Consider the following 18051-nt stretch of genomic DNA (forward strand, 5'->3'; position numbering starts at 1 on the left):
GACTTCCAAAGATGCATCATTTTGTCCATGGCGCCCCCCGGGCGCAAGTGCCGCCATTGGCTCCTAGCCGGCGACGGAGATTGGCCCTCCCCGTGGCGGACAAGCTGGTTTAGACTGGCATGGGCGATTGCGATCGCTACCCACTCCTATTTCGCAAGGAAAGACAGGCATGTATGAACAGTTGGCGCTGTATATCGACGGCGAATTCGTCGCCGGCGAGGGCAGGCGCACCCAGGACGTCATCAACCCGGCCACGCTGGAAGTGCTCGGCCAGCTGCCTCACGCCACCGAAGCGGATCTGGACCGTGCGCTAGCCGCCGCCCAGCGCGCGTTCGAATCCTGGAAGAAGTCTTCTCCCATGGATCGTTCGGCCATCCTGCGCAAGGTCGCCACCCTGTCGCGCGAGCGCGCCAAGGAAATCGGCCGCAACATGACGCTGGACCAGGGCAAGCCGCTGGCCGAGGCCATCGGCGAAGTCACCTCCTGCGCCGAGCACGCCGACTGGCACGCCGAGGAATGCCGCCGCATCTACGGCCGCGTGATCCCGCCGCGCAACCCGGACGTGCGCCAGATCGTGGTGCGCGAGCCGATCGGCGTCTGCGCCGCCTTCACGCCCTGGAACTTCCCTTACAACCAGGCCATCCGCAAGATCGCCGCCGCCCTCGGCGCCGGCTGCACGGTAGTGCTGAAGGGTCCGGAAGACTCGCCCAGCGCCGTCATGGCGATCGCCCGCATGTTTCACGACGCCGGCCTGCCCAAGGGCTGCCTGAACATCGTCTGGGGCGAACCGGCCAAGATTTCCGACTACCTGATCCGTTCGCCGATCGTGCGCAAGGTGTCGTTCACCGGTTCCGTGCCGGTGGGCAAGCAGCTGGCCGCGCTGGCCGGCGCGCACATGAAGCGCGTCACCATGGAACTGGGCGGCCATTCGCCGGTGCTGGTGTTCGACGACGCCGACATCGATCGCGCCGCGACCATGCTGGCCAAGTTCAAGGTCCGCAACGCCGGCCAGGTGTGCGTCTCGCCGACCCGCTTCTACGTGCAGAACGGCGCCTACGAGCAATTCCTGGCGCGTTTCTCCGACGTGCTCAAGAACATCAAGGTCGGCGACGGCCTGGAAGCCGGCACCGACATGGGCCCGCTGGCGCACGAGCGCCGCGTACCCGCCATGAGCGCCTTCATCGACGACGCCAAGAAGCATGGCGGCAAGGTGGTGGTCGGCGGCGGCCCGCTGGACCGCAAGGGCTTCTTCTTTGCCCCCACGGTGGTGACCGACCTGCCCGACAACTCCATGCTGATGACCGAAGAGCCCTTCGGCCCGGTGGCGCCGGTGGTCCGCTTCACCGACACCGATGAAGTGCTGGCGCGCGCCAACAGCCTGCCGTTCGGCCTGTCTTCCTACGTCTTCACCAATTCGCTGCAAACCGCCACCAAGGTCTCCAACGGCCTGGAAGCCGGCATGGTCAACATCAACCATTTCGGCAGCGCGCTGGCCGAGACGCCGTTCGGCGGCATCAAGGACAGCGGCATCGGCAGCGAAGGCGGCCTCGAAACCTTCGACGGCTACCTGGTGACGAAATTCATCACGCACATTTGACCGCCATACGGCGATGATGAACGGGCTCCCCAAGGGGAGCCCTTTTTCTTGCCTCGCGCCTTCTCAACGGCCCGACAGATCGCGACGCACGTCGCGTTGGTATGAGGCGGGCGATGCGCCAACCAGACTCTTGAACCGTTTCGAAAAGTGGGCCTGGTCCGCGAAGCCGACGCTCAACGCCACGTGGGCAGGCGCCTCCCCCCTGGCCAGGAGATGCCGCGCGCGCTCTATCCGGACCTGCAGCTGATACGCATGCATGGGCATCCCCACCTGCCTGCGGAATTGCCGCATCAGATGGTATGGACTCAGCGCGACCTCCTGCGCGATCGAAGCGATCGACAGCGCGTCGGCATAGCGATCCTCGATCAATGCCCTTGCCCGCCCGATCTCGGGCCGGGCGGCGCCCGTCCGGTCGCCGGTGGCCACGCCGCCATGGCGCGACGCCAGCAAGCCCAGCGCGCCCAGGACCAGGCTGTCCCGGGCCAGGCGCGTTCCGCCGCCTACCAGCGCGTCATGTGCATGCACCATCGCGCGAAAAACGCCGGCATCCTCGATCACGCCCGACTGGAACCCGACGGCCGTCGCCATGCCGACCGCATCCGACAGGGTCTGCGCCGGCACGTACAGCGCGCGGTATCGCAGTTCTTCCCCGGCCGCCCGCTGCCCAGTGTGCAGGTCGCCGGGATTGACCACCGATACCGAATACGGCGCGGCGAGATACGTGGCCCGTTCGCGCTGGAACGTCTTGGCGCCACGTTCGATGAGACCGAACATGAACGTATCGTGGGTATGCGGCCGGAACGCGTGCCGCACGAAACGCGCCGCGGTCGCCACGGCGCCGCAGCCGTCCAGGCGCCACACGCGCACACCGTCGCGCAGGCCGGCATAGAGGCTGCCACCCTCGACCGCAGCAGGATCAGACAAGACAGCTGCGTTGCCGTCACTAAGATCGTAGGACCTGAAATCACCCGACGAGGTCATTGACGATGTCTCCCTACTCCGACTCCTACACCCGCTTGGCGCAGGCGGCCGTTTCGCCGCCGGAAAGTTCGTATCCCGTGGCCCCGCCGCTGTACCAGACGGCCAGCTTCGCCACGGACGAGGCCAGCGTCTTCCTCGACATGGCGACGCGGCCCCTGCATTCGGGATTCTATACACGCTACGGCAACCCGACGACCCGCGCGTTCGAGTCCGCGGTGGCCGACCTGGAAGGCGGCGAGTGCGCGCTGGCGACCGCCTCGGGCATGGGCGCCATCACAGCGGCGCTCTTCGCGTTCGCGGCGCGGGGCGACCATGTGGTCGCGCAGCGCGTGCTATACGGTGGCACCACAGGACTATTGCAGAACATCGCCCCGCAGCTGGGAATCGACGTGACTTTCGTGGACCAGGCGGACGTGGCCGGGTTCGCGGCGGCCGTGCGGCCCAATACCCGCCTTTTCATGCTGGAAAGCCCGTCCAATCCAATGCTGCGACTGACCGACCTGGCGCGGCTGGCGGAAATCGCGCGGGCACGCGGCATCACGACGCTGGCGGACAATACGATCGCGTCGCCCATCAACCAGCGCCCCCTTGAATTCGGCATCGACCTCGTCATGCACAGCGCCACCAAATACCTGTGCGGCCACGGCGACGTGTCGGCAGGCGTGCTCGTTGGAGACGAGAGGCGCATCAAGGCCGTCTGGGAAAAGGCTTACCTGCTCGGCGCCACGCTGGACCCGTTCGCGGCCTGGCTGGTGCTGCGGGGCCTGCGTACGCTGCCCATGCGGGTCGCGCGCCAGAATGAAACGGCGCTGAAGGTGGCGCGGTACCTGGAAGCACACGCGTCGGTCTGCGCGGTTCACTACCCCGGCCTGGAAAGCCACCCGCAGCGGGCGCTGGCACAAACGCAGATGAGCGGTCACGGCGGCGTTCTCAGTTTCGAGGTGGCTGGAGGCATGGCTCAGGCCGAGCGAGTCGTGGGCGCGCTTGCGCTGGCCCATCGTTCGGCAAGCTTCGGGTCGTTCTCGACGCTGGTGGTGCATCCGGCGGCGATGTGGGCCGGCATGATGACACCGGAACAGTTGGCGGCCTCCGGGCTGCCGCCAGGTCTGATCCGGCTGGGAGTGGGTTTCGAGAGCCCTGCCGCAATCATCGACGATCTGGATACCGCGCTCGCGGCAGCCGACTGACGCCCCCGCTACGTCCGCGCGCGCAACGCGCGCGCGGATACGCCGAAGCGTCGCTTGAACAAGCGGCTGAAATGGGCCGGATGCGAAAACCCGACCTGATAGGCCAGCTCGGCGATACCGCGATGCCGATGGCGCGGATCCAGCAGTAGAACCCGGCAGCGCTCCAGCCGCTCGTCAAAGATGAACGATTCGACCGACATGCCGCCCCCGCGCATGATGCGATGCAGATAGGCCACGGACACGCCGCAGCCTTGCGCCACCCGTGCCGGGGACAGCGCCGGATCCGCCAGGTGCTGACGGATGTATGCGAGCACCCGCTGGCGATGCGCCAGCGTCACACTGCTGTCCGCTTCCGAGGCATGCCCCTGCCCCGGCTGCACCAGGAACAACACGATCAGGTCGATCAGCCGTTCGCCCAGCTCCGCTGTCTCGGCCGGCGACCAGCCGTCCAATCCCTTGAACAGATGATCCATGTAGCTGGCCAGCATCGCGCCGCGTGGCGAGCCGTCGTCGACGCGCAACTTGTAGAAGGGACCGATGCGCGAATCCCGCTGCGACAACGCGCTGCGCGGAAACGACACGCTCAGGCTGCGATAGCCGCCGGCGCCGAGCGCGGTGGCCTGGTACGGCAGACTCTGGTTCATCAGATAGACGCAACCGGGCTCGACCTGGAATTCGCGCCCCTGCTGCACCACGGCCAGCGGCCCTGCCAACGGCAGGCCGAAGGTGTAGAACTCCTGGTCCAGCCGCGAGACGTTGCCAGCGGTGCGTTCGAGCTTCTGTCCCTGGTAATGCAGGTCGTTGAATTGCAGGCTGGCGCGCCGCACGTAGCGCACGTGGCCGGCGAACTGGCCGGCCTGGCCGTGATGCACCTCGAACGGCCCGAAGGCGTCCGACAGCGCCGCGCGCCATTGCTCGTACCGATCGGCGCCGGCGATGGCCGAAGTGGCGAATTCCGTATCGGGCATGGCGCGGTCTCCTGGTTCGCGGGGGTCGGGGTGCTCGTGACCCTGCGTCTACATATTCTTGACTCACCCTGCCGCGGGCGGTCCGGCGCATTGTGGCCGCGCCTCGCGCAAGTCTATAGTCAGCGCCACAAGCATACAACCTGGACCACCCGGGAGGAGACCCATGACCAACGCGCCCGCACAGGCCGCTCGCCACACGCCGGCTTCGCGCTATCTGCGCTGCGAGGGCCGCGAGCTGCATTACACCGAATGGGGCCGTCCGGACGCCCCCGCGCTCATCATGTGGCACGGCCTGGCCCGCACCGGCCGCGACTTCGACGAGCTGGCGCAGGCGCTGGCCGGCGACTACCGCATCATCTGCCCGGACACGATCGGCCGTGGCCTGTCGCAATGGAGTCCCGATCCGGTGGCCGAGTACCGGCTGGATTTCTACGCCCGGCTGGCGCGCGCCCTGCTCGACGGCCTGGGGCTGGACCGCGTGCGCTGGGTCGGCACCTCGATGGGCGGCGCCACCGGCATGTACGCCGCCGCCACCACGCTCAAGGACCGCATCTCGCACCTGGTGGTCAACGACATCGGACCGTCGCTGCCGCAGCCGGCGATTGACCGCATCCTGGCCTATGCCGGCAACCCGCCGGCCTTCGACACCGTCACCGAACTGGAAACCTGGCTGCGCGCCGCCTACAAGCCATATGGCTGGCAGAGCGACGAGCAATGGCGCCGCATGGCCGAGACTTCGATGCGGCGCCTGCCCGACGGCCGGGTCACGGCGCACTACGATCCGGCCATCGTCGGCCAGTTCCACCACCACCCGGCGGACTATGAACGCTGGGCGGAATACGACACGCTGCGCATGCCGCTGCTGCTGCTGCGCGGCGCCGATTCGGACCTGCTGCTGCCCGAGGTCGCCGATGCCATGACCCGCCGCGGCCCGCGCGCGCGGCGCATCGACTTTCCGGACTGCGGCCACGCGCCGGCGCTGAACGTCGCGCCGCAGATCGAGGCCGTCCGCCAGTTTCTCGCCACGCCGGCCGCCGCCGCAGCCGCCGGCGCCCTCTAAGACCAAGGAGACTCCCATGAAACGCATCCTGCTCGCCACGCTGGCCGGCCTGTGCCTGAGTTCCGCCGCCATGGCCAAGGACTTCGTCGTGGCGCACGTCTACGACAAGACCGGGCCGCTGGAGGCCTATGCCAAGCAGACCCACAACGGCCTGATGCTGGGCCTGGAATACGCCACGCAAGGCACCATGACGGTGGCCGGCCGCAAGATCCGCGTGATCGAGAAGGACAACCAGGGCAAGCCCGACGTCGCCCGCGCCCAGCTCGCCTCGGCCTATGCCGACGACGACGCCGACATCGCGGTGGGCCCGACCTCGTCGGGCGTGGCGCTGGCCATGCTGCCGATCGCCGAGGAGTACGAGAAGATCCTGTTGGTGGAACCGGCGGTGGCCGATTCGATCACCGGCGACAAGTGGAACAAGTACATCTTCCGCACCGGCCGCAATTCATCGCAGGACGCCATCGCCAACGCCGTCGCCTTCGACCAGCCGGATACCTCCATCGCCATGCTGGCGCAGGACTACGCGTTCGGCCGCGACGGCGTCAAGGCCTTCAAGGGCGCGCTCAAGCAGGCCAGGATCGTGCACGAGGAATACCTGCCGGCCAACGCCACCGACTTCACCGCCGGCGCGCAGCGCCTGTTCGACGCGCTCAAGGACAAACCGGGCCGCAAGATCATCTTCATCCTGTGGGCCGGCGCCGGCAATCCGTTCAAGATCGCCGACCTGGATCCGAAGCGCTTCGGCATCGAGATCGCCACCGGCGGCAACACGCTGGCCGCGATGACGCCGCTAAAGTCGCTGGCCGGCATGGAAGGCGCGACCTATTACTACTACGGCATCCCCAGGAACCCGATCAACGACTGGCTGGTGGCCGAGCACCAGAAGCGCTACGGCCAGCCGCCGGACTTCTTCACCGCGGGCGGCATGTCCGCCGCCATCGCCATCGTCACCGCGCTGAACAAGAGCGCCGGCAAGAGCGACACCGACACGCTCATCAAGACGATGGAAGGCATGAGCTTCGATACGCCCAAGGGCAAGATGACCTTCCGTCCCGAGGACCACCAGGCCATGCAGTCGATGTACCACTTCCGCATCAAGAACGATGCCTCGGTGCCGTGGGCGGTGCAGGACCTGGTCAAGGAAATCACGCCCGACCAGATGGCGGTGCCGATCCAGAACAAACGCTGAGCCCTGCCCTTCATGCTGGAAACCCAATCGCTCACGATCCGCTTCGGCGGCCACGTGGCCGTCAACGCGGTGAGCTGCCGCTTCGCGCCGGGCAGCCTGACGGCCATCGTCGGGCCCAACGGCGCGGGCAAGACCACCTATTTCAACCTGATCTCGGGACAGCTGCGCGCCAGCGCCGGATCGGTGCACCTGAATGGCCGCGACCTGACCGGGCTGTCGGCGCCAGCGCGCATGCACGCCGGCCTGGGACGCGCCTTCCAGCTGACGCAGCTGTTCCCGCGCCTGACGGTGCGCGAGAACGTGCGGCTGGCGCTGCAGTCGCGCCAGCAGGGCCTGGGCTGGCGCCAGATCCGCTTCTGGCGCACCTGGGACGATGACCACGCGCTGCTGGCGCGCGCCGACGCGCTGCTCGAACGCACCCGGCTGACGGCCCGCCGCGACCAGGCGGCGGCCGACCTGCCGCACGGCGACCAGCGCAAGCTCGAGATCGCCATGCTGATCGCGCTGGAGCCGCAGGTGTTCATGTTCGACGAGCCCACCGCCGGCATGAGCGTGGACGACGTGCCCGTGGTGCTGGACCTGATCCGCGAAATCAAGGCTGACGCATCCAAGACGATCCTGCTGGTGGAACACAAGATGGACGTGGTTCGCGAGCTGGCGGACCGCATCGTGGTGCTGCACAACGGCGAATTGATGGCCGACGGCGAGCCCGCCGAGGTGATCGCCTCGCCGATCGTGCAGCAGGCCTACCTGGGCGCCGCCCTGCCGGAGAAGACGACATGAGCGCGGCCACCTTGCTGGAACTGAAGGACGTGCACACGCACATCGGCGCGTACCACATCCTGCATGGCGTGCACCTGTCGGTGCCGGCCGCGGGCGTCACCATGCTGTTGGGCCGCAACGGCGCCGGCAAGACCACCACGCTGCGCACCATCATGGGCCTGTGGAAGGCGACGCAGGGCCACATCGGCTTTGACGGCGCCGTGGTCGGCGGCCCGGGCGTGCGCACCTCGCCGCCCGACATGGCGCGCCAGGGCATCGCCTATGTGCCGGAGAACATGGGCATCTTCGCCGACCTGTCTGTGAAAGAGAACATCCTGCTGGCCGCGCGCCAGGCGCGCAGCGCCGCCCAACTGGACACCGCGCGGCTGGAATGGATCTTCGGCTTCTTCCCCGCGCTGCGCAAATTCTGGCTGTACCCCGCCGGCAAGCTGTCGGGCGGCCAGAAGCAGATGCTGGCGGTCGCGCGCGCCATCATCGAGCCGCGCCGCCTGCTGCTGGTCGACGAGCCCAGCAAGGGCCTGGCGCCCGCCATCATCCAGAACATGATCGACGCCTTCATCGAACTCAAGCAGGCCTCCACCACCATCCTGCTGGTGGAGCAGAACTTCAATTTCGCGCGCCAGGTGGGCGACCACGTCGCGGTCATGGACAACGGCCGCGTGGTGCACGCCGGCGGCATGGCCGAGCTGGCGCAGGACGACGCGTTGCAGACCCGCCTGCTGGGCCTGTCGCTGGGAGCCCATCAATGAGCGCCGCCGACATCGATACGCCGCTGCCCCAGACCCGCGCCGACCTGCGCCCGGTGCTGCTGGTGCTGGCGCTGGCCGCCATCGCGCTGCCGCTGGTCGGTTCGTTCTCGACCTGGGTGACGCTGACCTTCGCCGGGCTGGCGATGGGCATGATCATCTTCATCGTGGCCTCCGGCATGACGCTGGTGTTCGGCCTGATGGACGTGCTGAATTTCGGCCACGGCCTGTTCATTGCCATCGGCGCCTACATGGCGGCCACGGTGCTCGGCGCGATGTCCGACTGGACCCAGTCCGGCAGCCTGTGGCTGAACCTGGCCGCGGTGCTGCCCGCCATGATCGTCGGCATGCTGGTGGCCGGCGCGGTGGGCGTGGCGTTCGAGCGCGTGATCGTGCGGCCGGTCTATGGCCAGCACCTCAAGCAGATCCTCATCACCATGGGCGGCATGATCATCGGCGAAGAGATCATCAAGATGCTGTGGGGGCCGCAGACGCTGTCGCTGCCGTTGCCGGACGCGTTGCGCGGCGCGCTGCTGGTCGGCGACGCTGCCATCGAGAAATTCCGCCTCGTCGCGCTGGTGGTCGGCGTGGCGGTGCTGGGCGGCATGCTGTGGCTGCTCAACCGCACCAAGCTCGGCCTGTTGATCCGCGCCGGGGTCGAGGACCGCGAGATGGTCGAAAGCCTGGGCTACCGCATCCGCCATCTGTTCGTCGGCGTGTTCGTGGCCGGTTCGATGCTGGCCGGCCTGGGCGGCGTGCTGTGGGGCCTGTACCAGCAATCCATCGTGCCGCAGCTGGGCGCGCAGGTGAACGTGCTGATCTTTATCGTCATCATGATCGGTGGATTGGGCTCGACCGTGGGCTGCCTGATCGGCGCGCTGCTGGTCGGGTTGATGGCCAACTACACCGGCTTCCTGATGCCCAAGGCGGCGCTGTTCTCGAACATCGCGCTGATGGTCGCCATCCTGCTGTGGCGCCCACAGGGCGTGTACCCGGTCACGAATCGCTAGGAATCGCCCCATGCCCATCCGCCTGCTTTCCGGCGATCCTCCGCGCAGCACCCTGCTGGCGGTCATGCTGGTCGCCATCGTCCTCACGCTCGCCGCCGCGCCCTTCCTGTTTCCCGGCCCCAAGTCGCTGGCCGTGGCGGCCAAGATCCTGGTGTTCGTGATCCTGGTCGCCAGCTACGACCTGCTGCTGGGTTACACCGGCATCGTCAGCTTCGCCCACACCATGTTCTTTGGCATCGGCGCCTACGGCGTGGCCATCGCCAGCGTGCGCATGGAGGCCGGCTGGCTGGCGGTGCTGACGGGCACCGCCGCGGGCCTGGCGGTATCGCTGGTGTTCGCGCTCATCATCGGCCTGGCCAGCCTGCGGGTTCGCGCCATCTTCTACGCCATGATCACACTGGCGGTGGCTGCGGCGTTCCAGACGCTGGTGTCACAGCTGTCCGACCTGACCGGCGGCGAAGACGGACTGAACTTCAAGGTGCCGCAGGCATTGCGCCCGGCCTTCCGGCCCCTGTCCGAGCCGCTGTTCGGCGTCACCGTCGACGGTCGCATCATCACCTACTACCTCATCGCCGCGGCCTGCGTCGTGCTGTTCCTGATGTTGCTGCGCATCGTCAATTCGCCGTTCGGCCGCGTGCTGCAGGCGATCCGCGAGAATCCCTTCCGCGCCGAAGCCATCGGCTATCGCACGGTGCTGTATCGCAGCCTGTCGAACCTGCTGGCGGCGGCATTCGCCACGCTCGCCGGCGCGCTGTATGCGCTCTGGCTGCGCTACAACGGCCCGGATACCTCGCTGTCGTTCGAGATCATGCTGAACATCCTGCTGATGGTGGTGATCGGTGGCATGGGCACGATGTACGGCGCGGTCATCGGCGCCAGCCTGTTCGTGTTCGCGCAGAGCTACCTGCAGGACGGCCTGCACGTGATCCACGATGCCGTCGGCAGCATTGCGCCGTTGGCCTTGCTGTTCGAGCCTGACCGCTGGCTGCTGTGGCTGGGCATCCTGTTCGTGCTGTCGGTGTATTACTTTCCCACCGGGGTCGCCGGACGGTTGCGGGAAGTGGCCAGGCGCCGTTGAACCCGTTCCGGCCAGGACACGTCGATTGCCCACGACGTCATGCCGCGCTCAGCGCGGCGCTTGTCTCAAGGCCTCGCCGCCGCGTCGCATCTCATTGACCCGCCTCTGCATCTGGTCCACGCCGCGCTGGGCCTCGCCGCCGCTCAATTGCGGGCCAGAAGGCGTTGGCGCGAGGGGCGCCATATTCATGGGCGTACCGGGTTTCAAGGGAATCGTGGCCGGTGGAAACGGATCCTGGGCGGCCGGCTTCTGCGTCAGCAGGCGCTCGAGGATGTGCAGTTGCTCTTGCTGCGCCTGCAGCGCGCGTTCGTTATCCAGCAGTGCCTGTTCATCTTCGTCCTGTGTGCCGAAGATGGCGGCATGATCACGCGACAGGCCATCGAGGCGTACGCGCGGATCGGGTCCCGCGTTCAGCACATCGCGGCCGATGGCGGCGGGATCGGTGCTGGGCACCACCACGCCCGGCGACCTGGCTTGGGTCCCCACGGCGGGAACCGTCGCTGGCACTGCCGGGCGGCCCTGCCCGGACTCCGCCGATTGCGCCCGTGCGACCACTGCGGGCAATGCCGCGGCAATCAACCATCCGAACAAAATCGCTTTCCTGAAAGCGCGCATGACGTTCCCGGATTCCCTAAACAAAGAAAAGCCGCAAGACGAAAAAAAACGGCAAGGGCCTGAACCCTTGCCGTTTTACCTCAGAACGGCGAACCGTTCCGAAACCTTCACTTAGATGATACGTGCGGCTTCAACCAGACGCACCACGCGCCACGACTTCGAGCGCGAGATGGGACGGCCTTCAGCGATTTCAACCGTATCGCCTTCGTTGTACTGGTTCGACTCATCGTGCGCCTTGTACTTCGCGGAACGCATGATGATCTTGCCGAAGATGGGGTGCTTGACGCGGCGCTCAACCAGAACGACGACAGTCTTGTCCATCTTGTTGCTGACGACCTTGCCGACCAGCGTACGCTGGCGCTTGGCCACTTGGGTGTTTTGGGTTTCGCTCATCTTTATTTCCCTGCCTTCTCGGTCAGCAAGGTACGCACGCGCGCGATGTCGCGGCGCACGTTACGCAGCTGGCTGGTGTTGGCAAGCTGCTGCGTGGCCTTCTGCATACGCAGACCGAATTGCGCCTTCAGCAGGCTTTCGAGCTCTTTGCCGAGCTCGGCGGCGTCTTTCGAACGGAGTTCGCTGGCTTTCATGTCTTAGTACTCCTTAAGCACCGATATGACGCGCGACGAACGTGGTCGAAATCGGCAGCTTGGCAGCGGCCAGGCGGAAAGCTTCACGCGCGAGCTCTTCGCTAACCCCTTCCATTTCGTAGAGCACCTTGCCGGGCTGAATCTCGGCGACCCAGTACTCCGGGTTGCCCTTACCGTTACCCATACGGACTTCGGCAGGCTTTTGCGAGATGGGCTTGTCCGGGAAAATTCGAATCCAGATGCGGCCGCCGCGCTTGATGTGACGGTTGATGGCACGACGAGCGGCTTCGATCTGGCGAGCGGTCAGACGGCCACGGCCGGTGGCCTTCAGACCGAATTCGCCGAACGACACGTGGGTGCCACGGGTCGCCAGACCGGTGTTGCGGCCCTTCTGCTCTTTGCGATACTTTCTGCGAGAGGGTTGCAGCATGGTTATTCTCCTTCAGGCGCCGGAGCAGCGTCCGCCTTGCGGGGACCACGGCCACGACCACCCGGACGACCGGTGCGAGCACCGTCCGGACGATCACCACGCGGAGCGCGGCGCGGACGACGTTCTTCTTCACGCGGGGCGGCGGTTTCCGGCGGCAGTTCGCCGTTGGCCAGCATGTCGCCCTTGTAGACCCAGACCTTGATGCCGATCACGCCGTACGTGGTGTGGGCTTCGGAGGTGCCGTAGTCGATGTTGGCCTTGAGGGTGTGCAGCGGCACACGGCCTTCGCGATACCACTCGGTACGAGCAATTTCGATACCGTTCAGACGGCCCGAGCTCATGATCTTGATGCCTTGGGCACCCAGACGCATGGCGTTCTGCATCGCGCGCTTCATGGCGCGGCGGAACATGATGCGCTTCTCGAGCTGTTGCGAGATCGAGTCGGCGATCAGTTGAGCATCGGTTTCCGGCTTGCGGATTTCTTCGATGTTGACGTGCACGGGCACGCCCATCAGGCGCTGCAGATCAGCCTTCAGGCTTTCGATGTCTTCGCCGCGCTTGCCGATCACCACGCCCGGACGAGCCGAGTAGACGGTGATGCGGGCATTCTTGGCGGGACGCTCGATGATCACGCGACCAACGGAGGCGCTCTTGAGCTTCTTCTTCAGGTACTCGCGGACGCGGATGTCTTCGGCCAGCATGCTGCCGAAGGCCTTGTCGTCGGCGAACCAACGCGAGGACCAATTACGGGTGACCGCGAGACGGAACCCAGTGGGGTGAATTTTCTGACCCATCGTGACTCCTTAAGCTCCGACCTTGACCGTGATGTGGCAGGTCTGCTTCTCGATACGGTTGCCGCGGCCCTTGGCGCGAGCGGAGAAGCGCTTCATCGACTGAGCCTTGTCCACGAAGATCGTGGTGACTTTCAGTTCGTCGATATCGGCGCCGTCGTTGTGCTCGGCGTTGGCGATGGCGGACTCGACAGCCTTCTTCAGGATGGCGGCGGCCTTCTTCGGCGAGAAGGTGAGGATCTCGAGCGCACGGCCGACCTTCTGGCCGCGGATCAGATCCGCAACCAGACGCGTCTTTTGAGCGGAGATGTGAACCCCACGGATAATGGCAGTAGTTTCCATCGCTTACCTCTTCGCCTTCTTGTCCGCGGCGTGACCCTTGAACGTACGGGTCAGCGCGAACTCGCCCAGCTTGTGACCGACCATGTTCTCGTTGATGTAAACGGGAACATGCTGCTTGCCGTTGTGCACAGCGATCGTCAGACCGATGAACTCGGGCAGGATCGTCGAGCGACGCGACCAGGTCTTGATCGGCTTCTTGTCTTTGCCCGCGACGGCCGTGTCCACCTTTTTGATCAGGTGAGCATCGACAAACGGGCCTTTCTTGATCGAACGTGACATAGTGTTCGCCTCTTACTTGCGCTTGCGCCGTTGGACGATCATATTGTTCGTCCGCTTGTTGCGACGGGTCTTGTAACCCTTCGCCGGGGTGCCCCACGGGCTGACCGGTTCGCGTGCTTCACCGGTACGGCCTTCGCCGCCACCGTGCGGGTGGTCGACCGGGTTCATGGCCACGCCACGAACCGTCGGGCGGACACCGCGCCAACGCATTGCACCGGCCTTGCCGATTTGGCGCAGGCTGTGTTCTTCGTTACCGACTTCACCGATGGTGGCACGGCATTCGATGTGCACACGGCGGACTTCACCCGAGCGCAGACGCACTTGAGCGTAGGTGCCTTCGCGGGCCAGCAGGACGGCGGAAGCGCCGGCCGAACGGACCATCTGGGCACCCTTGCCGGGCAGCATTTCGACGCAGTGAATCGTCGTACCCACCGGGATGTTGCGGATCGGCAGCGTGTTGCCGGCGCGGATCGGGGCTTCGATGCCCGAGATCAGCGTGGCGCCCACTTCCAGGCCGCGCGGAGCGATGATGTAGCGACGCTCGCCGTCGGCGTAGCACAGCAGAGCGATGTGCGCCGTACGGTTCGGGTCGTATTCCAGACGCTCGACCTTCGCGGGGATGCCATCCTTGTCGCGACGGAAGTCGACGACACGGTAGTGTTGCTTGTGACCGCCGCCACGGTGGCGGATCGTGATGTGACCGTTGTTGTTACGGCCCGAACCACGGGTCTTCTTTTCCAGCAGCGGCGCGTAGGGCTCACCCTTATGCAGGTTCGGGCTGACGACCTTCACCATGCCACGGCGGCCAGCCGAAGTCGGCTTAACTTTCACGAGGGCCATTTACTTCACCTCCGCAAAGTCGATTTCCTGGCCGTCCTTGAGCGAAACGTAGGCCTTGCGCTCGTCGCGACGACGGCCAACGAATCGGCCAAAGCGCTTGACTTTGCCCTTACGGTTGAGGACCTGCACGGACTCGACCTGCACCTTGAAGAGCAGTTCGACGGCAGCCTTGATTTCCGGCTTGGTAGCGTCAGCCACGACACGGAAAGCGACTTGCTGATTCTTCTCAGCGACGAACGTGGCCTTTTCGGTCACGATCGGAGCCAGAATGACTTGCATCAAGCGTTCAGCGTTCATCCCAGCATCTCCTCGAGTTGAGCGATGGCCGGCTTGGTGATCAGCACTTTCTTGTAGTGGACCAGCGACAACGGATCGGCATAACGGGGCTCGACAACGGCAACGTGCGGCAGGTTGCGGGTGGCGAGGTAAACATTTTCATCAACGTTGTCGGTGATGATCAGGACCGAGTCCAGGCCCAGGCTCTTCAGCTTTGCAGCGGCGGCCTTGGTCTTGGGCGATTCCAGATCGAACGATTCGACGACGGCGATGCGGTCTTCGCGAGCCAGCTGCGACAGGATCGAGCGGATCCCGGCGCGGTACATCTTCTTGTTGACCTTCTGGCTGAAGTTCTCTTCCGGCGAGTTCGGGAAAATCCGACCACCGCCACGCCACAGCGGCGACGAGGTCATACCGGCGCGAGCGCGGCCGGTACCCTTCTGGCGCCAGGGCTTCTTGGTCGAGTGCTTGACTTCCGAGCGATCCTTCTGAGCGCGGTTGCCGGCACGGGCGTTGGCTTGGAAAGCCACCACGATCTGGTGAATCAGCGCTTCGTTGAAGTCACGGCCGAAGATCGTGTCGGGCGCGCTGAAAGTCGCGGCCTGACCTTGGTCGTTCAGGAGCTTGAGATCCATTTACTTACGCTCCCTTCTTGGCCGGGGCCTTGATGGCCGGACGCACGACGATATCGGCGCCAGCGTGGCCGGGGACAGCGCCCTTGACCAGCAGCAGGCCGCGCTCCACGTCAACGCGAACGACGTCGAGGTTTTGAACGGTGCGGGTGACATCACCCAGGTGACCCGCCATGCGCTTACCCGGGAAAATACGGCCCGGATCCTGAGCTTGACCGATCGAGCCGGGAACGCGGTGCGAACGGGAGTTACCGTGCGAGGCGCGTTGCGAGCCGAAGTTGTGGCGCTTGATGGTACCGGCAAAGCCCTTACCAATCGTGGTGCCCGTGACGTCGACCTGTTGGCCGGCTTCGAACACCGATTCCACGGCGATCACGGCACCGGCCGAAAATTCGGCGGCGCGGGCGGGATCGAGGCGGAATTCCTTGAGGATGCTACCGGCTTCAGCGCCGGCCTTGGCGTAGTGGCCCGTCTGTGCTTGCGGCACGCGCGAGGCACGACGAGTGCCATAAGCCACCTGGATCGCGGCGTAGCCGTCGGTTTCCAGCGACTTAACTTGGGTCACGCGGTTGTTCGACACGTCCAGCACGGTCACCGGGATGGATTCACCTTCCTCGGTAAAAATGCGGGTCATGCCGACCTTGCGACCCACCAGCCCCAGCCGGTGAGCGGCGGGCGTGGGTGTCGAATTCGACATCGTTTTCTCCATTCCCGACTGCGATTGGTCGGGGCTAATCAGGCAAAAGGTAACGGCCTTTGCCCTACGACTATGTTCAACCTGGCTCGGGGTTGCACACCCCCGGAATCCGGGTTTGCACGCGCCTTCACCATAGTTAGACCTGCCACAAAATGGCAAGCTTGGCATATTAGCACGTTTTTTTCAGGCAGCACAAGCACTTAGCGTAAAAGGGCCCCTGCCCGCTGCTAGCGCGCCAAGCTGTGGCGCAAAAACAAAATGGCCGCAGTCCCGAGGGATTGCGGCCATTCTTCACGAGTCCACCGGCGAAGGTAGCGGACCCGGCAGCGCCTTACTGCAGCGCGATTTCGACGTCGACGCCGGCCGGCAGGTCCAGACGCATCAGGGCGTCAACGGTCTTGTCGGTGGGATCAACGATGTCCATCAGACGCTGATGGGTACGGATTTCGAACTGGTCACGCGACGTCTTGTTGACGTGCGGCGAACGCAGCACGTCGTAACGGCGGATACGCGTGGGCAGCGGCACCGGGCCGCGGACAACGGCGCCCGTACGCTTGGCGGTGTCGACGATTTCAGCGGCCGATTGATCGATCAGCTTGTAATCGAAAGCCTTCAAGCGGATACGGATCTTTTGGTTTTTCATGGCGTTTCCTAAAGAACGAGAGGCGAGGGCTTTGATGGGCCCTCGCTGGTTGTGTGCTGCTTAAGTGATCCGGATTACTTCAGGATCTTGGCGACGACGCCGGCGCCGACGGTACGACCGCCTTCACGGATGGCGAAACGCAGGCCTTCTTCCATGGCGATCGGGGCCAGCAGCTTGACGGTCATCGTCACGTTGTCGCCCGGCAGGACCATTTCCTTGTCGGCCGGCAGGTCGATCGTGCCGGTCACGTCCGTCGTGCGGAAGTAGAACTGGGGACGATAGCCGTTGAAGAACGGGGTGTGGCGGCCGCCTTCTTCCTTGGACAGGATGTACACCTCGGAGGTGAAGTCCGTGTGCGGGGTGATCGAGCCCGGCTTGGCCAGAACCTGGCCGCGCTGGACGTCTTCACGCTTGGTGCCGCGCAGCAGGATGCCCACGTTGTCGCCGGCTTGACCTTGGTCCAGCAGCTTGCGGAACATTTCCACGCCGGTGCAGGTCGTCTTGACCGTCGGGGTGATACCGACGATTTCGATTTCTTCGCCGACCTTGATCACGCCGCGCTCGATACGGCCGGTCACCACGGTGCCGCGACCCGAGATCGAGAACACGTCTTCGACCGGCATCAGGAACGCGCCGTCAACGGCACGCTCGGGCGTCGGGATGTAGGTGTCCAGGGCTTGGGCCAGCGACAGAATCGCTTGCTCGCCCAGTTCGCCCTTGTCGCCTTCCAGCGCCAGCTTGGCCGAACCCTTCACGATCGGGGTATCGTCGCCCGGGAAGTCGTACTTGCTCAGCAGTTCGCGGACTTCCATTTCCACCAGCTCGAGCAGCTCGGCGTCGTCAACCATGTCGGCCTTGTTCAGGAAGACGATGATGTACGGCACGCCAACCTGGCGGCTCAGCAGGATGTGCTCACGCGTTTGCGGCATCGGGCCGTCAGCGGCCGACACGACCAGGATCGCGCCGTCCATCTGGGCAGCGCCCGTGATCATGTTCTTGACGTAGTCAGCGTGGCCCGGGCAGTCAACGTGCGCGTAGTGGCGCGTTTCCGTTTCGTACTCGACGTGGGCCGTGTTGATCGTGATGCCGCGAGCCTTTTCTTCAGGAGCCGCGTCGATCTGGTCGTAGCCCTTGGCTTCGCCGCCGAACTTGGTCGACAGAACGGTCGTGATCGCCGCCGTCAGGGTGGTCTTGCCGTGGTCGACGTGACCGATGGTGCCGACGTTCACGTGCGGCTTGGTGCGTTCAAACTTGCCTTTTGCCATGATCTCTATCCTTTGACTTTCAAGGAAATTTCGATATTTGCCGCGCCGCCTTGTG

24 protein-coding genes are annotated in these 18051 nt (G+C 65.2%); 9 read left to right on the top strand and 15 right to left on the bottom strand.

What is annotated here, in order from left to right; all coding sequences use genetic code 11:
* The first annotated feature begins 169 nt into the window (after nucleotides 1-169).
* On the top strand, nucleotides 170-1597 hold the full coding sequence (locus AT699_RS30310; RefSeq protein WP_006389621.1) for an NAD-dependent succinate-semialdehyde dehydrogenase: 1428 nt from the start codon (nucleotides 170-172) through the stop codon (nucleotides 1595-1597).
* Nucleotides 1598-1660: 63 nt separating this feature from the next.
* Here AT699_RS30310 and AT699_RS30315 read toward each other — a convergent pair whose 3' ends face one another.
* The gene (locus tag AT699_RS30315) at nucleotides 1661-2521 is read right to left on the bottom strand and encodes an AraC family transcriptional regulator (RefSeq protein WP_006389620.1); all 861 of its coding nucleotides are present in this window, start codon (nucleotides 2519-2521) and stop codon (nucleotides 1661-1663) included.
* A 62-nt stretch (nucleotides 2522-2583) separates the two neighbouring features.
* On the opposite strand from AT699_RS30315, the gene AT699_RS30320 reads away from it, so the two are divergent.
* Nucleotides 2584-3765, top strand: a complete 1182-nt coding sequence (locus tag AT699_RS30320; protein WP_081247870.1) for a trans-sulfuration enzyme family protein — start codon at nucleotides 2584-2586, stop codon at nucleotides 3763-3765.
* Nucleotides 3766-3773: 8 nt separating this feature from the next.
* Here AT699_RS30320 and AT699_RS30325 read toward each other — a convergent pair whose 3' ends face one another.
* Complete coding sequence (locus AT699_RS30325) at nucleotides 3774-4733, bottom strand: AraC-like ligand-binding domain-containing protein (protein WP_024070781.1); 960 nt, start codon at nucleotides 4731-4733, stop codon at nucleotides 3774-3776.
* Nucleotides 4734-4896: 163 nt separating this feature from the next.
* Here AT699_RS30325 and AT699_RS30330 point away from each other — a divergent pair, with 163 nt between their 5' ends.
* Genes AT699_RS30330 through AT699_RS30355 form a run of 6 tightly spaced genes read left to right on the top strand, consistent with a single transcriptional unit; the run spans nucleotide 4897 to nucleotide 10599 of the window.
* Nucleotides 4897-5793, top strand: coding sequence for an alpha/beta fold hydrolase (locus AT699_RS30330; protein ID WP_006389617.1), 897 nt, complete (start codon nucleotides 4897-4899; stop codon nucleotides 5791-5793).
* Between the two features lie 16 nt (nucleotides 5794-5809).
* Nucleotides 5810-6982, top strand: a complete 1173-nt coding sequence (locus AT699_RS30335; protein ID WP_006389616.1) for a substrate-binding domain-containing protein — start codon at nucleotides 5810-5812, stop codon at nucleotides 6980-6982.
* Nucleotides 6983-6994: 12 nt separating this feature from the next.
* Nucleotides 6995-7765, top strand: coding sequence for an ABC transporter ATP-binding protein (locus AT699_RS30340; RefSeq protein WP_024070782.1), 771 nt, complete (start codon nucleotides 6995-6997; stop codon nucleotides 7763-7765).
* Nucleotides 7762-8514, top strand: a complete 753-nt coding sequence (locus AT699_RS30345) for an ABC transporter ATP-binding protein (RefSeq protein WP_024070783.1) — start codon at nucleotides 7762-7764, stop codon at nucleotides 8512-8514. The genes AT699_RS30340 and AT699_RS30345 overlap by 4 nt, the downstream gene beginning before the upstream one ends.
* Nucleotides 8511-9521 (top strand): branched-chain amino acid ABC transporter permease, encoded by a 1011-nt coding sequence (locus AT699_RS30350; protein WP_006389613.1) that lies wholly within the window; start codon nucleotides 8511-8513, stop codon nucleotides 9519-9521. Before AT699_RS30345 ends, AT699_RS30350 begins: the two co-directional genes overlap by 4 nt.
* 10 nt (nucleotides 9522-9531) lie before the next feature.
* Entirely contained in the window at nucleotides 9532-10599 is a 1068-nt protein-coding gene (locus AT699_RS30355) for a branched-chain amino acid ABC transporter permease (RefSeq protein WP_006389612.1), read from the top strand.
* A 48-nt stretch (nucleotides 10600-10647) separates the two neighbouring features.
* Here the strand turns inward: AT699_RS30355 and AT699_RS30360 are convergent, their stop codons facing one another.
* Nucleotides 10648-11052: a hypothetical protein gene (locus AT699_RS30360; RefSeq protein ID WP_232254250.1), complete on the bottom strand. Its 405-nt coding sequence runs from the start codon at nucleotides 11050-11052 to the stop codon at nucleotides 10648-10650.
* Between AT699_RS30360 and AT699_RS31945 the strand changes: the two genes are divergently transcribed.
* The gene (locus AT699_RS31945) at nucleotides 11042-11329 is read left to right on the top strand and encodes a hypothetical protein (protein WP_162270076.1); all 288 of its coding nucleotides are present in this window, start codon (nucleotides 11042-11044) and stop codon (nucleotides 11327-11329) included. The genes AT699_RS30360 and AT699_RS31945 overlap by 11 nt on opposite strands.
* Here the strand turns inward: AT699_RS31945 and rpsQ are convergent.
* The 12 genes from rpsQ to tuf all read right to left on the bottom strand — a co-directional run bounded on the left by rpsQ (nucleotide 11326) and on the right by tuf (nucleotide 17996).
* Nucleotides 11326-11607 (bottom strand): 30S ribosomal protein S17, encoded by a 282-nt coding sequence (gene rpsQ, locus AT699_RS30365; protein WP_006216549.1) that lies wholly within the window; start codon nucleotides 11605-11607, stop codon nucleotides 11326-11328. The two genes, AT699_RS31945 and rpsQ, sit on opposite strands and share 4 nt — an antisense overlap.
* 2 nt (nucleotides 11608-11609) lie before the next feature.
* Nucleotides 11610-11801, bottom strand: a complete 192-nt coding sequence (gene rpmC, locus AT699_RS30370; protein ID WP_003806912.1) for a 50S ribosomal protein L29 — start codon at nucleotides 11799-11801, stop codon at nucleotides 11610-11612.
* 13 nt (nucleotides 11802-11814) lie between these two features.
* Nucleotides 11815-12231, bottom strand: coding sequence for a 50S ribosomal protein L16 (gene rplP / locus AT699_RS30375; protein WP_006389610.1), 417 nt, complete (start codon nucleotides 12229-12231; stop codon nucleotides 11815-11817).
* Nucleotides 12232-12233: 2 nt separating this feature from the next.
* Nucleotides 12234-13025, bottom strand: a complete 792-nt coding sequence (gene rpsC / locus AT699_RS30380; RefSeq protein WP_006389609.1) for a 30S ribosomal protein S3 — start codon at nucleotides 13023-13025, stop codon at nucleotides 12234-12236.
* 9 nt (nucleotides 13026-13034) lie between these two features.
* Nucleotides 13035-13364, bottom strand: coding sequence for a 50S ribosomal protein L22 (gene rplV / locus AT699_RS30385; protein ID WP_006389608.1), 330 nt, complete (start codon nucleotides 13362-13364; stop codon nucleotides 13035-13037).
* A gap of 3 nt (nucleotides 13365-13367) precedes the next feature.
* Entirely contained in the window at nucleotides 13368-13643 is a 276-nt protein-coding gene (rpsS, locus tag AT699_RS30390; RefSeq protein ID WP_006216555.1) for a 30S ribosomal protein S19, read from the bottom strand.
* A 12-nt stretch (nucleotides 13644-13655) separates the two neighbouring features.
* A complete protein-coding gene (gene rplB / locus AT699_RS30395) occupies nucleotides 13656-14483 on the bottom strand; it encodes a 50S ribosomal protein L2 (RefSeq protein WP_006389607.1) in 828 nt (275 codons plus the stop codon).
* The gene (gene rplW / locus AT699_RS30400) at nucleotides 14484-14780 is read right to left on the bottom strand and encodes a 50S ribosomal protein L23 (RefSeq protein WP_006389606.1); all 297 of its coding nucleotides are present in this window, start codon (nucleotides 14778-14780) and stop codon (nucleotides 14484-14486) included. It lies immediately after the preceding gene.
* Nucleotides 14777-15394, bottom strand: a complete 618-nt coding sequence (gene rplD, locus AT699_RS30405; protein WP_006389605.1) for a 50S ribosomal protein L4 — start codon at nucleotides 15392-15394, stop codon at nucleotides 14777-14779. Before rplD ends, rplW begins: the two co-directional genes overlap by 4 nt.
* 4 nt (nucleotides 15395-15398) lie before the next feature.
* Nucleotides 15399-16088 (bottom strand): 50S ribosomal protein L3, encoded by a 690-nt coding sequence (gene rplC, locus AT699_RS30410; RefSeq protein WP_006389604.1) that lies wholly within the window; start codon nucleotides 16086-16088, stop codon nucleotides 15399-15401.
* A 331-nt stretch (nucleotides 16089-16419) separates the two neighbouring features.
* Nucleotides 16420-16731 (bottom strand): 30S ribosomal protein S10, encoded by a 312-nt coding sequence (gene rpsJ / locus AT699_RS30415; RefSeq protein WP_003806903.1) that lies wholly within the window; start codon nucleotides 16729-16731, stop codon nucleotides 16420-16422.
* 74 nt (nucleotides 16732-16805) lie between these two features.
* Nucleotides 16806-17996: an elongation factor Tu gene (gene tuf / locus AT699_RS30420; RefSeq protein ID WP_020925806.1), complete on the bottom strand. Its 1191-nt coding sequence runs from the start codon at nucleotides 17994-17996 to the stop codon at nucleotides 16806-16808.
* Nucleotides 17997-18051: the final 55 nt, after the last annotated feature.

The sequence above is a fragment of the Achromobacter xylosoxidans genome, from assembly GCF_001457475.1.
Lineage (GTDB): Bacteria > Pseudomonadota > Gammaproteobacteria > Burkholderiales > Burkholderiaceae_B > Achromobacter > Achromobacter xylosoxidans.